General features: G+C 72.1%; 12 protein-coding genes. 8 read left to right on the top strand and 4 right to left on the bottom strand.

The genetic code is table 11. The features are described 5' to 3' along the window. Positions 1-8 precede the first annotated feature (8 nt). Genes ACWC1K_RS07865 through ACWC1K_RS07850 form a run of 4 tightly spaced genes read left to right on the top strand, consistent with a single transcriptional unit; the run spans position 9 to position 4,809 of the window. A complete protein-coding gene (locus ACWC1K_RS07865) occupies positions 9-1,463 on the top strand; it encodes a M1 family metallopeptidase (RefSeq protein WP_450829375.1) in 1,455 nt (484 codons plus the stop codon). Between the two features lie 41 nt (positions 1,464-1,504). Continuing rightward, positions 1,505-2,269 carry a L,D-transpeptidase family protein gene (locus ACWC1K_RS07860; protein WP_450829374.1) on the top strand — a complete coding sequence of 255 codons (765 nt, stop codon included), beginning with the start codon at positions 1,505-1,507 and terminating at the stop codon, positions 2,267-2,269. 18 nt (positions 2,270-2,287) lie between these two features. Then, a complete protein-coding gene (locus ACWC1K_RS07855) occupies positions 2,288-2,986 on the top strand; it encodes a response regulator transcription factor (protein ID WP_450829373.1) in 699 nt (232 codons plus the stop codon). Then, entirely contained in the window at positions 2,983-4,809 is a 1,827-nt protein-coding gene (locus tag ACWC1K_RS07850) for a sensor histidine kinase (protein ID WP_450829372.1), read from the top strand. Before ACWC1K_RS07855 ends, ACWC1K_RS07850 begins: the two co-directional genes overlap by 4 nt. A 14-nt stretch (positions 4,810-4,823) precedes the next feature. Here the strand turns inward: ACWC1K_RS07850 and ACWC1K_RS07845 are convergent, their stop codons facing one another. Further along, positions 4,824-5,081: a WhiB family transcriptional regulator gene (locus tag ACWC1K_RS07845; RefSeq protein ID WP_450829371.1), complete on the bottom strand. Its 258-nt coding sequence runs from the start codon at positions 5,079-5,081 to the stop codon at positions 4,824-4,826. A 110-nt stretch (positions 5,082-5,191) separates the two neighbouring features. Next, positions 5,192-6,406 (bottom strand): saccharopine dehydrogenase family protein, encoded by a 1,215-nt coding sequence (locus ACWC1K_RS07840; protein WP_450829370.1) that lies wholly within the window; start codon positions 6,404-6,406, stop codon positions 5,192-5,194. 110 nt (positions 6,407-6,516) lie between these two features. Here ACWC1K_RS07840 and ACWC1K_RS07835 point away from each other — a divergent pair, with 110 nt between their 5' ends. The 3 genes from ACWC1K_RS07835 (at position 6,517) to ACWC1K_RS07825 (ending at position 10,438) form a co-directional block, all read left to right on the top strand. Then, a complete protein-coding gene (locus ACWC1K_RS07835) occupies positions 6,517-7,224 on the top strand; it encodes a TetR/AcrR family transcriptional regulator (protein WP_450829369.1) in 708 nt (235 codons plus the stop codon). 99 nt (positions 7,225-7,323) lie between these two features. Beyond that, complete coding sequence (locus ACWC1K_RS07830) at positions 7,324-8,739, top strand: DHA2 family efflux MFS transporter permease subunit (RefSeq protein ID WP_450829368.1); 1,416 nt, start codon at positions 7,324-7,326, stop codon at positions 8,737-8,739. 19 nt (positions 8,740-8,758) lie between these two features. Further along, on the top strand, positions 8,759-10,438 hold the full coding sequence (locus ACWC1K_RS07825) for an MBL fold metallo-hydrolase (protein WP_450829367.1): 1,680 nt from the start codon (positions 8,759-8,761) through the stop codon (positions 10,436-10,438). Here the strand turns inward: ACWC1K_RS07825 and ACWC1K_RS07820 are convergent. Both ACWC1K_RS07820 and ACWC1K_RS07815 read right to left on the bottom strand, forming a co-directional pair. After that, positions 10,396-10,881 carry a winged helix-turn-helix transcriptional regulator gene (locus tag ACWC1K_RS07820; RefSeq protein WP_450829366.1) on the bottom strand — a complete coding sequence of 162 codons (486 nt, stop codon included), beginning with the start codon at positions 10,879-10,881 and terminating at the stop codon, positions 10,396-10,398. The two genes, ACWC1K_RS07825 and ACWC1K_RS07820, sit on opposite strands and share 43 nt — an antisense overlap. Positions 10,882-10,913: 32 nt before the next feature. Then, the gene (locus ACWC1K_RS07815) at positions 10,914-11,840 is read right to left on the bottom strand and encodes a LysR family transcriptional regulator ArgP (protein ID WP_450829365.1); all 927 of its coding nucleotides are present in this window, start codon (positions 11,838-11,840) and stop codon (positions 10,914-10,916) included. Between the two features lie 66 nt (positions 11,841-11,906). On the opposite strand from ACWC1K_RS07815, the gene ACWC1K_RS07810 reads away from it, so the two are divergent. Then, positions 11,907-12,521, top strand: coding sequence for a LysE/ArgO family amino acid transporter (locus ACWC1K_RS07810; RefSeq protein WP_450829364.1), 615 nt, complete (start codon positions 11,907-11,909; stop codon positions 12,519-12,521). The last annotated feature ends 2 nt before the right edge of the window (positions 12,522-12,523 follow it).

Genomic DNA, 12,523 nt, shown 5'->3' with positions numbered 1-12,523 from the left:
GGATTCGTATGATCATCGGCCACCCCCCAGGAGTGCACGTGAGGCAGCCCAGCCGACGCCCCGTCAGACCCGCCACCGTCCTCCGCCGCGAGGCCCTGACCGCGACCGTTCCGGTCGCCCTCGCGGCACTGCTCGCCGCCGCCGGGCCCGCGACCGCCGGCACCGGCGGCGCATCCGGCGCCGGCGACCCGTACTTCCCGCTCGCCGGCAACGGCGGCTACCACGTCGAGCACTACGACCTGAACCTCCGTTACGACCCGACGAGCCGTCACCTCGACGGCACCGCCGTCCTCACCGCCCGCGCCACCCAGGACCTGACCCGTTTCGACCTCGACTTCAAGGGGCTGAAGGTCACCGGCCTGACCGTCGACCACGACCGGGCGCAGTACCGCCGCGACGGCCAGGAACTCGTCGTCACCCCGCACCGCCCCCTGCACAAGGGCGAGACGTTCCGCGTCACCGTCACCTACAGAGGCATCCCCCAGCAGGTCACCGACCCCGACGGCTCGGCCGACGGCTGGATAACGACCGACGACGGCGCGTTCGTCGCCGGGGAGCCGCAGGGCGCCATGACCTGGTTCCCGGCGAACAACCACCCCAAGGACAAGTCCTCGTACGACATCACGGTCACCGTCCCCGAGAACCGCACCGCCGTCTCGAACGGCGCGCTGGTCCGGCAGCGGACCGCGCACGGGCACACCACCTTCCACTGGCGCCAGTGCGAACCCATGGCCGCCTACCTCGCCACCGCGACGATCGGGAAGTTCAAGGTCGAGCAGTACACCACCCGCGAGGGCATCCGCGTCTACAACGCCGTCGACCCGCGCGAGGCGTCCGAGTCCGCACCCGTCCTGAAGAAGCTGCCGTCCGTCCTGGCATGGGAGAGCAAGCTCTTCGGGCCCTACCCGTTCCGCAACGCCGGGTCGATCGTGGACCACGCCCCGGACGTCGGGTACGCGCTGGAGACCCAGTCCCGCGCCCTGTACGACTCGGCGCCGGACCTGAGCACCCTCGTCCACGAGAACGCCCACCAGTGGTTCGGCGACTCCGTGTCGCTGACCTCCTGGAAGGACATCTGGCTCAACGAGGGCTTCGCGACCTACGCCGAGTGGCTCTACAGCGAGCAGCACGGCGGCGACAGCGCCCAGGAGACCTTCGACAGCCTCTACGCCCGCCCGGCCGGCGACCACCTGTGGGCGTTCCCGCCCGGCGACCCCGGCAGCGGCAAGAACATCTTCGGCACGCCCGTCTACGCCCGTGGCGCGATGGCCCTGCACGAACTGCGCACCGCCGTCGGCGACCGCACCTTCTTCGGCATCCTGCGGGCCTGGGCGGCCGAACACCACGACGGGAACGGGACGACCGCGCAGTTCGTCCGCCTCGCGGAACGCAAGTCCGGCAAGGACCTCGACCATCTGTTCACCACGTGGCTGTACAGTCCGGGGAAGCCGAACCAAGCCTAGAACCTGACGAGTTCCTCACATGTGTCGGTCACAGTCGACCCGTGATCATGAATAGACCCCGTCTCGCCCTGCTCGCCGTATCCCTGTTCCTCACGGGATGCGGCGGCGGGGCAGTGGCCTCGCCGGGACAGCCGTCCGGCGCCCCCACGGCCACGACGAGCACACCGGACGTGGCCACCCTCGCCCCGCCCTCGCCGCAGATGTCCGTCCAGGCCGCCCCGCTGCACCTGCCCGGCCTGGGACCGAAGACCTCGGCCGCGATCCCCGGTGACGCCCGTCAGGCAGTCGTCGTCACCGGACGCGACAGGAACTCCCCGCAGTCCACGGTCGTGCTGTACGAGCGCACCGCGGCCGGCTGGCGGGCCGGCGCGAGCTGGCCCGCGCACAACGCGTTCAAGGGCTGGTCCGACCACCACACGGGCGGCGACCTGCGCTCACCCGTCGGCGTGTACGGCCTCACCGACGCCGGCGGGCTGCTCGGCGATCCCGGCACCCGGCTGCCCTACCACCGCTCCGGTGCCTTCACCTCACCGGGCACGGGCTTCGAAGGCGAACCCCTCGCAGGCTCCTTCGACTATGTGATCGCCATCAACTACAACCGCGAGCCCGGCACCTCGCCCCTCGACTGGACCCGCCCCCTCGGCGCGGGCCGCGGCGGCGGCATATGGTTCCACGTCGACCACGGCGGCCCCACCCACGGCTGCGTCAGCGTCTCGGAGCAGCACATGAAGGACCTGCTGCGCGCGCTCGACCCCGCCCTCCACCCCGTCGTCGTCATGGGCGACGCGAAGTCCCTCGCCCGCTGAGCGCCTAGGATCCGCCGCGTGTGCGCACATGTGCTGGTCGCCGAGGACGACGAGATGCAGGCCGAACTCATACGCCGCTCCCTGCTGTCGGAGGGCCACACGGCCACGGTGGTCCATGACGGCGCGGCCGCCCTGGACGCCGCCCGCCGGCTCAGACCCGACCTCGTGGTCCTCGACCTGATGCTGCCCGTGGTCGACGGCTTCGGGGTGTGCCGGGTGCTGCGCGGGGGCGAGGAGGACATACCGGTGCTCATGCTGACCGCACGGTCCGAGGAGGACGACGTGCTGCTCGGCCTGGAACTGGGCGCCGACGACTACATGACCAAGCCGTACAGCCCGCGCGAGCTGATGGCCCGCATCCGTACCGTGCTGCGGCGCAGTGGCCGGGCGGCCGGCGTGCGGGAGGATCCCGTGGTCCGCGCGGCCGGGCTCGCCGTCGATCCGGAACGGCACGAGGTGCGCTGCGACGGCGCACCCGTGGAGTGCACACCGGCCGAGTTCCAGATCCTGCTCGCCATGGTGGCGGAGCCCGAACGGGTCTTCACCCGACGGCAGTTGCTGCAGTGCACCCGCGGTTTCGACCGGGCCTCCACCGAGCGGGCCGTCGACGTCCACATCATGAACCTGCGCAGGAAGATCGAGGCCGACCCGCGCCGCCCGGTGCGGCTGCTGACCGTGTTCGGGGTCGGCTACAAGCTCAGCGGCGGCCGCCCGTGAAGCGCCGCATCCCGCTGCGCAAGCGGATGCTGGTGCGGCTGCTGATCGCGTCGGTGCTGATCGCGGTGTGCTCGGTGGCGGCGACGGCCTGGCTGGCGGTGGAGACCACCACGCGCGCCCTGCGTGAGGAGCAGGGGCAGGACCTCGCCGACGACATGCGGATCCTCGCGGAGCTCAGCGGCTACGCGGCAACCCACCCCGACTGGAAGGGGGTCGGGGCCACCGTCCGCTCCCTGGCCGCCACCATGGGCCGGCGTATCGCCCTGACCACCGCCGACCGCACCCTCATCGCCGACTCGGCACGCAAGGGCACCTCCCTGCCCCTCGGCGCGGCCGCCACCGTGGACCCCCTGCACACCGACACCTACACCGAGACCGGCGCGCAGCTCAGCGGGATCGATCCCCGGGCCGTGGGCCCCTACCGGCTCACGGCGAAAGAGCGCGCCCAACTGGACGCGCTCGCGGAGAAACAGCGGACGTGCTACCGCCGGTTCGGTGTCGAGACCAAGGTCGAGCACAGCCCGAGCGGCCGCCCCATGATCGTCAACTCCGACGGCACCGCGGCCCCCGACTATCCGACCGCGGACTGCGGCTACGGGCTGTTCAGCGACCCCACAGGCACCGAGAAGAAGGCGCTCGACGAGCTGACCCGGGGCGCCCGCGCCTGTCTGCAGCAACACGGCCTGAACCTCGGCAGGCCGCTGTACCTCATGCTCAGTCCCCCCGGCAAGGCCCCCGTGAGCCGGTACGCCATCGCCAAGTTCGCCAAGGAAGGCGACGCCAAGGCGATGAAGACGGCGCAGACCTGCGGCGACGACGCCCTGCGCGCGCAACTCGACCCGTATGTCGCCCCCGTGGCCGAGCTGTACCTCGGCGGCGACGACACCACCCCGCCCCGCTTCGACATGTCCCCGGCCAACAAGGCCAAGATCGTCGGTGCGGCCGGTCTCGTCCTCGCCGTCACCCTCGCCGTCACGGCCGTCGTCGCCACCCGGCTCGTACGGCCCCTGCGGGCGCTGACCGAGGCGGCGCAGCAACCGCCGGACATGCATGTACGGGTGCCGGTGACCACACGGGACGAGACGGGCATCCTCGCCGAGGCCTTCAACGACCTCACCGAGCGGCGCGCCCGCCTGGAGGCCCAGCGCAAGGCCATGGTCAGCGACATCGCGCACGAACTGCGCAGCCCGCTGACCAACATCCGCGGCTGGCTGGAAGTCACCCGGGACGGCGTCGTCGACCCGGATCCCGCGCTGCTCGGCTCCCTGCACGAGGAGGCGCTGGTACTGCAGCGCATCATCGACGACCTCCAGGACCTCGCGGCCGCCGACGCGGGCACCCTGCGCCTGCACCGCGAACCGGTGCGCGCCGACGAACTGCTGGACCAGGTCGCCGCCGCGCACCGGGTCGCCGCCGACGCGGCCGGTGTCACCGTACGCACCGAACAGGACGGCAGCCCGTGGCTCGACGCTGATCCGGTGCGGATGCGGCAGGCGCTGGGCAACCTCGTCTCCAACGCGCTGCGGCACACGCCCGCCGACGGCACCGTCACCCTGGCCGCCCGCCGCGACGGCGACGAGGTCGTCTTCACGGTGACCGACACCGGCACGGGCATCGCGCCGAAGGACCTGCCGCACGTCTTCGACCGGTTCTGGCGTGCCGAGAAGTCCCGCAGCCGCCGCACCGGCGGCAGCGGGCTCGGCCTGCCGATCGTCCGTCACCTGGTCGCCGCCCACGGCGGAACGGCGGTTGCCGAGTGCGAACCGGGTGCCGGCGCGGTGTTCACTCTACGGCTGCCGGGCGGCCCGGCCCCGAAGGGCTGAGCCGCCGTACAGGCCTAACCGTTGCGGGCGCCCGCGCGCCGGCGGCGCCTGCGCTGCATGGCGTGCCGTTCCGTTTCACCGGTGCCGCCCCACACGCCCAGGATCTCCCCGTGGCCCAGCGCCCATTCAAGGCACTGCTCCCGGACCGGGCAGCGGGCGCACACCGCCTTCGCCTTCTCCGTCTGCAACAACGCGGGGCCTGAGGTGCCGATCGGGAAGAACAGCTCGGGGTCCTCGTTTCGGCACGCGGCCTGGTCTCGCCAGTCGTCCATGAAATGTCACCTGCGATCGAAGTCGTACGTGCCCTCGCGAATGGCTTACTCGGTTTCGAGTCACCTGTCGATGCGGGAGTGAAACGACGGAAATCGCGCAGATACGGTGCTCATTGCTCGCGCATGCCCCACGGGGAGCCGTAGGCGGTCAGCAGATCCAGGAACGGGCGGGCGGGGAACGCCTCCGGGCCGAGCACGCCTGTGCCGGACCAGGCGCCGGTGGCGAGGAGTTCGAGGGCGACGACCGGATTGACGGCGGTCTGCCACACCACCGCCTGGCTTCCGTACTCCGCCATGGACCACTGGTTGTCGACCACGTGGTACAGGTACACCTCGCGCGGCGCACCGTCCTTGACGCCCCGAACCCAGGTGCCCGCACAGGTCTTGCCGTGCATCCGCTCACCCAGCGTCGCCGGGTCCGGCAGACACGCGGCGACGACGTCCCGGGGTGAGACGGCGACCGGCCCGGCCGCGCTCGGCACGGTCACCGTCTCGGTGCGGTCCAGGCCCAGCAGGTGCAGTGTCTTCAGCGTCTCGATGAACTCCCGGCCCAGCCCGTACTTGAAGGTGACCCGGCGCGCGTCCACCCAACGCGGGACGAGCAGCACCTCCTCGTGCTCCACGTTCACGCACTCCACGGGGCCGATGCCCTCGGGGAAGTCGAAGACCTCCGGCTCGCTGAACGGCTCGGTGGTGAACCAGCCGCGCCCGGCCTCGTAGACCACCGGCGGGTTGAGGCACTCCTCGATGGTGGTCCAGATGCTGAAGGACGGGGCGAAGTCGTAGCCGTCGACGGTGAGGTTCGCGCCGTCCCGGACGCCGATCTCCTCGATCTCGTCGAAGAGCTCGTCGGCGGCGTACCGGGCGAAGACGTCCGACAGACCGGGCTCCACGCCCATGCCGACCAGGGCCAGCGCGCCCGCTTCGGTCCACTCCTCGGCCTGCGCGAACTGGTCGTCGCCGAGCTTGACCCCGCATTCCGCGTAGGGCCGCTCGGGGTGCGGGTGCGACAGGGACATCGCCATGTCGAGGTAGGTGGCGCCGGCGGAGCGCGCCGCGCGGAACAGCGGCATCACGAAGCGCGGGTCGGTCGCGTTGAGGAGCACGTCGCAGCCGTGCCGGCGCAGCAACTCCACCACGGCCGACTCGTCGCTCGCGTCGACACGGGCGGCGAAGAAGCGGCCGTCGTCGAGGGCCGCGACCGCCGCCTCGGCCCGTGCCGGGTCGTAGTCGGCCACCACCAGCGCCTCGAAGAACGAACGGCGGGCGGCGATCCGGGTGATGGCGGTGCCGACACCGCCGGCGCCCACGAGCAGGACACGCATGACAGATCTCCCTGTCCTAAGGGTTGATGACGAGGGGCCCCGCCGGAGATACAACGCCGCCGGTTCACGTAAGGTCAATGGCGTTGGCATAAGGGCCTCGGGAGGTTGTCATGCCCAAACCGGTGGTGCCCGAGGAGAAGCGCCGCAGGCGCAGGCCCACGAAGAGCGGCACGGTGCTGTCCGAGCGGCTGATCGTCGAGACCGCGCTGCGGATGCTGCGCGAACACGGCAGCGCCGGCCTCACCGCACGCCGCCTGGGACTCGCCCTGGACGCCGACCCCAGCACCCTCTACCGCTACTTCCGCGGCATGGACGAGCTCACCCTCGCCATCGGCGACGCGCTCATCGGGCAGGCCCTCGACGGCTGGCGTCCGACGGGGGAGTGGCGGGCCGACCTGCGCTCGGTCGGCCTGCGCATCCACGGCGCCTATGTGGCTCATCCGCAGGCCGCGGTGCTGACCACCAGCCGGGTCACCGGCCGGGCCAACGAACTGGCCGCCGACGAGGCCGTGCTGGACGTGCTGCGCACCGCCGGATTCCCGCTGCCGGACACGGTGCGCATCTACCACGCCTTCATCGACCAGACCCTGGCCTTCGCCGCCCTCGATGCCGCCTCCCTCGCCCTGCCCAGCGCCGCGCTGCGCGCCGACGAGGAGATGTGGCGCTCGACGTACGCCCGGCTGCCCCGCACCACCCACCCGCGCATCGCCGAGGCGGCACCCCTGCTGGCGGCCCGCATGGTCGACAGCGCGTATCCGACGGCACTGGAGATGCTGCTGGACAGCGCCGCGGCGCAGCTGGCGGCACTGGGTTCCTGACGTCATCCGGCCACTCGATTGCTTGATGCAAGTGACGTCTCTATAGTCGGTGGAGTCGATTGCATCAAACAATCGACTGCTCGGTGCCGGAGGCGGAACATGGAGCGTCGCTGGAAGGTCCTCGTCGTCACCTCGGCCGTGGTCTTCATGGCCCTGCTGGACGTCACCATCGTGAACATCGCGTTCACCGACCTCGGGCGGTCGTTCCCGCGCGACTCCCTCGCCGACCTGTCGTGGGTGCTGAACGGATACAGCGTGGTGTTCGCCGCCGCCCTCGTACCGGCAGGACGCCTGGCCGACCGGTACGGACGACGACGGCTCTTCCTCGCCGGGCTGCTGCTGTTCCTTGCCGGGTCCGTGGCGAGCGGCCTGGCCGCGTCGGTGCCGGTCCTGGTCGCGGCCCGCGTCGTGCAGGCACTCGGTGCCGCGACCGTGTTGCCGACCTCGCTGAGCCTGACCCTGCCGGAGTTCCCGCCCGAGCGGCGCGGCACGGCGATCGCCCTGTCGACGGCGGCGGGAGCGGTGGCCGCCGGAGTGGGGCCTTCGCTCGGCGGACTGCTGGTGGACTGGCAGGGCTGGCGTGCGGTGTTCTTCGTCAACCTCGTCATCGGCCTGCCCGCGTTCATGGCGGCCGCACGGCTGCTGCGCGAGAGCCGCGACGAGCGGGCCGAGGGCGTTCCCGACGCTCTCGGCGCGCTGCTGCTGGTGGGCGCCGTGGGCGGCCTCGCACTGGGCATCGTCAAGGGCGCGGACTGGGGCTGGAGTTCGGGAGCGGTGCTCACCGCCTTCGGGACCGCCGCGGTACTGCTGCCGCTGTTCGTCCTGCGGTCCGCCGCCCACGCCACACCGGTGGCCGACCTCGGCCTGTTCCGCCTGCGCTCCTTCACCGTCGCCACCCTCGGCACGTTCGTCTTCGGCGCCGGGTTCTTCGCCTCGCTGCTGTGCAACGTGCTGTTTTTGACCACTGTGTGGCACTGGCCGGTCCTGCGCGCCGGAGCCGCGGTCACACCGGGGCCCCTGATGGCCGCCCTCATGGCCCCCTTGGCCGGCCGGCTCACGGACCGGTACGGGCCGCGCGTCGCCGCCGTGCCGGGCACCCTCCTCTTCGGCACCGGCCCGCTCCTGCCGGCCCTGACCGCCACGGCCCAACCGCACTACTGGCCGGTCCTGTTCCCGGCGGCGACCATCACCGGCGTCGGAGTCGGCCTGTCCCTGCCCGCCCTCGGCGGCGCCGCCGTCCTGGAACTGCCGCCGTCGAGCCTCGCCACCGGCATCGGCATGACGTCCGCCCTGCGGCAACTGGGCGCCGTCGTCGGTGTCGCGGCCCTGGTCGCCCTCCTCGGCACGCCCGGACCCGAGGCCCTCGGCGGCTTCCGCCACGCCTGGCTCATGATCACCGGCGCCGGCTGGCTCGCCGCCCTCGTCTCACTCGCCCTGGGCCGTGTCCGGGCGCCGCGACCGGAACCCGAGAAGGCTGCCCGGCCTCGGCCCGCGCCCCTGAACGAAGCACCATGACGTCGCTGAAGGAGAGGCCATGAAGGAGACCGACGCCCTGCGCCGTGCCGTGCGCTGGCCCGGCGTTCCCGACCGTGTGACCGCCGTGCTCGCCCAGCAGATGCTCGCAGCCCGCCAATTCCGCGAAGGGTACGCATACTTCACCGCGCTCAGCGCCGAACGCCCCGAATCGGCCCTGCCCGAAAGCCTGGCGGGAGTCTTCCAGACCCGCCTCGACGGACCGGACGAGAAGGCGATCGCCCGGCTCGACGCGGCCGCGGAACGCGGTCTCGGGCTGCCGCAGTACTTCAGGGGCACCGCCCTCGCGAACCTCCCGGAGTGCGCGGGCCGGGCCGACACGGTGATCGCCGACCTGGAGTTCGTGCTCGCCGTACGGGACCAGTTCCCGGCCGGGTTCCTGCACTCCGTGCACGCCGCCCTGGCCCGCGCCTACGCCTGCCAGGGCCGTACCGAGGAGGCCCGGGCCGCGCGCGAGCGCCTCGGACACGCCCCCGACCTGGCACTCGTCACGGACTACCTGGTCAGCACCGAGGACGGCCTGCGCATGACCGCGCCACGGCTGGTGGAAATGGCGCCGGGCGTGCACGTCGCCCAGGGCTATGACTTCGCCGACTTCGCGTTCGTCGTCACGGACGACGGCATCGTGGCGATCGACTCCGCGAGCCACCCCCGGCACGTCGAAGCGGCCCTGCGCGATCTGCGGGCCGTCACCCCCGCGCCCATCACTCATGTGATCCTCACCCACGCACACTTCGACCACATCGGAGGCCTGGAAGCCCTCGCCGGCCCCGGGACACAGGTCGTCGCCCAGGCCGCCTTCCCCGACGAACTCGCGCTGCAGGCCGTGAGCCCGCCGCCCTTCCCGGCCCTGCTGCCGGACAGCCAGGAGCGCCGTCCGCACGTCGTGCCGGACCGGCTCGTCGAGCAGCCCGAGACGCTGACCGTCGGCGGGCGGAGGTTCACCCTCATCCCCATCGCCGGAGGCGAGACACGCGACCGTCTCCTGGTCCAACTCCCCGACGAGGGCGTGGTGTTCACCGGCGACATGTGCATGCCATACCTCGGCGCGCCGTTCTTCGCCGAAGGCTCGGCCGAGGGGCTGTTCGACGCACTGCGGACGGTCCTGGACCTGCGCCCCCGGCTGCTGATCCACGGCCACCCGCCGCTGACCGAGAACTTCACCGTCGAGGCGCTGCCCGGTCTGCTCGCCGCGCTGCGGGATCTGCACGCCGTCGTCGCGGCCGACATCGTCGCGGGCCGGTCACTGACCGACGTGCTCGACCGCGACCACCTTCCCGAGCTCCTGCGCGGGCATCCGTCGGCGATCCTCCCGTACCTGGTCATGCGCGAGGGCTTCATCCAGCGCGTCCACGACCAGCGGACCGGCTACTGGAAGGCGGACGGAGAAGGCGTGGACCCCTTCGGCCGGGGACAGTGGGCCGCGGCGCTGGACCTGCTGGCCGGCGGCCGCGCCGAGGCGTTCGCCGCGGCGGGCGAGGAACTGCTGACGCGCGGGGAGACGGCCGTGGCGCTCAGGATCGTCGACTGCGCCCTGCTCAGCCACCCGGACGACGCGCCGCTCGCCGAGCTGCGCGGACGGATCCTGCGCGCTCTCGTCGAACGGCACCAGCTGTTCAGCCCGTTCAGGTTCGCCTACTACGCGGGGCTCGCGGGACTGACCGTGGCACCCGCCGGCTGAGCACCGGGCCCGGGCCGCATCTCGCAGTCGTACGGACCCAGCGGCTTCCCGCAGGCCGAGCAGGTGAGCCCGGGCCGGAGCCGGCCGCCGCAACCGCGGTGCAGGACCACCAGCGGCGGCCCCTCCGGCGCCCGGTGCCCGTCCCCCCACAGCAGCAAGGACATGATCACCGGCCACAGGTCCAAGCCCGCCGGCGTCACCACGTACTCATACCGCTCCGGGCGGGTCTGATAGAGCCGGCGCTCGAGAATCCCGGCCTCGCAGAGCTTGCCCAGCCGGTCGGACAGCACGTTGTGCGCGATGCCGAGGCCGGCGCGGAAGTCCTCGAACCTCCGCGTGCCGCGCAGTGCGTCACGCACGATCAGCAACGTCCAGCGCTCACCCACCACTTCCAGCGACCGGGCGATCGAGCAGACCTGACCTTCGTATGTACGAGGAAGCACGTCCCCATCGTACGTCGATTGCATCACGCAAGTCAGTGGCGCGGGACGGCTCCGCCGCGCAGCGCCCGGGCAGCCGCCTCCAGCACCGCCTCGGCGACCGCCGCGAGCGCCGGGGAGTCCAGCTTCCACTGCTGCCAGTACAGCGGGACGTCGAGGGCCTGGTCCGCATCGAGGTGCACCAGACGCCCGGCCCGCAGCAACGGCTCGGCCTGCACCTCGGGCACCAGGCCCCAGCCCAGGCCCGCCGCGACGGACTCGGCGTACCCCTCCGACGTGGGCACGAAGTGCCGGACCGGACTCGCTCCGCTCCTGCCGTGCCGCAGCCTGCGCACGAAGGCGTCCTGCAGGTCGTCGCTGCGGTCGAAGGCCACCGTCGGCGCCGCCGCCAGCGCCTCCGTCAACGGCCCGTCGAAATGCTCCCGGGCGAAGTCAGGACTGGCCACCGGCACATAGCGCATCCGCCCCAGCGCGCGCACGCTGCAGCCCGTGACGGGCTCGGCGGACGAGGTCACCGCCGCCATCACCAGGCCTTCCCGCAGCAGCGAGGCCGTACGCGTCTCGTCCTCGCGGCGCAGCTCGTAACAGAGCCGGGGCTCGTGCCGCACCCGCGTCAACGCCGGCAGGAGCCAGGTCGCCAGCGAATCGGCGTTCACCGCGATCGACACCCGGGTCGGCTCCCCGGCCCCGCTCATGCCGAGCTCCGCGCGCGCATCACGCTCCAGCCGCGTCAGCTGACGGGCGAACCGCACGACGACCTCACCCGACTCGGTCGGCCGCACCGGCTTGGTGCGCATCAGCAGCACCCGGCCGGTGCGCTGCTCCAGCGCCTTCACCCGCTGACTCACCGCCGAGGGCGTCACATGCAGGGCCGCGGCCGCCGCGTCGAAAGTGCCCTCGTCCACCACGGCCAGCAGCGTCCGCACCTGGTCGAGGGGCAGCTCCGTCAACTCCGTCTTCACATCGGCTAATGATACGTAAGAATCTTTAGCTGTACGCGCAGTGATCGACTCCGTAGCGTCAAAGACATGACCAACGCTCTGACCGCCGCGGCCGCGGGCTTCGGCACCGGCCTCTCGCTCATCGTCGCCATCGGCGCCCAGAACGCCTTCGTCCTGCGCCAGGGGATCCGCCGCGACGCGGTCCTCGCCGTCGTCGGCATCTGCGCCCTGTCCGACGCCGTCCTCATCGCACTCGGTGTCGGCGGCGTGGGTGCGGTGGTGGTGGCGTACCCGCAGGCACTCACCGTGGTCGGCTTGATCGGCGGTGCCTTCCTGCTCTGCTACGGCGCCCTCGCCGCCCGCCGGGTGCTGAAGCCGGGCGGCGCCCTGCGGACCGAGGGGGAGACGGCGGTCTCGCGCAGGCGGGCCGTGCTGACCTGTCTGGCGCTGACGTGGCTCAACCCGCACGTCTACCTCGACACCGTGTTCCTGCTCGGCTCGATCGCCGCCCACCGCGGGCCCCTGCGCTGGACGTTCGGCCTCGGCGCCGCCCTCGCCAGCCTGTGCTGGTTCGCCGCGCTCGGTTTCGGCGCCCGCGCTGTGGGCCGCTTCCTGGCCAGGCCGGGCGCCTGGCGGATCCTGGACGGCCTCGTCGCCGCGACGATGATCACGCTCGGCGGCCTGCTCGTCGCCAGGGCCTGAGA

The sequence above is a fragment of the Streptomyces sp. NPDC001492 genome, from assembly GCF_053597275.1.
Note: the sequence above shows the minus strand (reverse complement) of the source record. Positions and strands in the feature narration are given on the sequence as shown.

Bases quoted from the DNA above. Each gene is read 5' to 3' on its own strand.
- ACWC1K_RS07825 (WP_450829367.1), top strand. From the start codon at position 8,759: ATGAAGGAGACCGACGCCCTGCGCCGTGCCGTGCGCTGGCCCGGCGTT.
- ACWC1K_RS07810 (WP_450829364.1), top strand. From the start codon at position 11,907: ATGACCAACGCTCTGACCGCCGCGGCCGCGGGCTTCGGCACCGGCCTC.
- ACWC1K_RS07865 (WP_450829375.1), top strand. From the start codon at position 9: ATGATCATCGGCCACCCCCCAGGAGTGCACGTGAGGCAGCCCAGCCGA.
- ACWC1K_RS07835 (WP_450829369.1), top strand. From the start codon at position 6,517: ATGCCCAAACCGGTGGTGCCCGAGGAGAAGCGCCGCAGGCGCAGGCCC.
- ACWC1K_RS07840 (WP_450829370.1), bottom strand. From the start codon at position 6,406: ATGCGTGTCCTGCTCGTGGGCGCCGGCGGTGTCGGCACCGCCATCACC.
- ACWC1K_RS07845 (WP_450829371.1), bottom strand. From the start codon at position 5,081: ATGGACGACTGGCGAGACCAGGCCGCGTGCCGAAACGAGGACCCCGAG.
- ACWC1K_RS07830 (WP_450829368.1), top strand. From the start codon at position 7,324: ATGGAGCGTCGCTGGAAGGTCCTCGTCGTCACCTCGGCCGTGGTCTTC.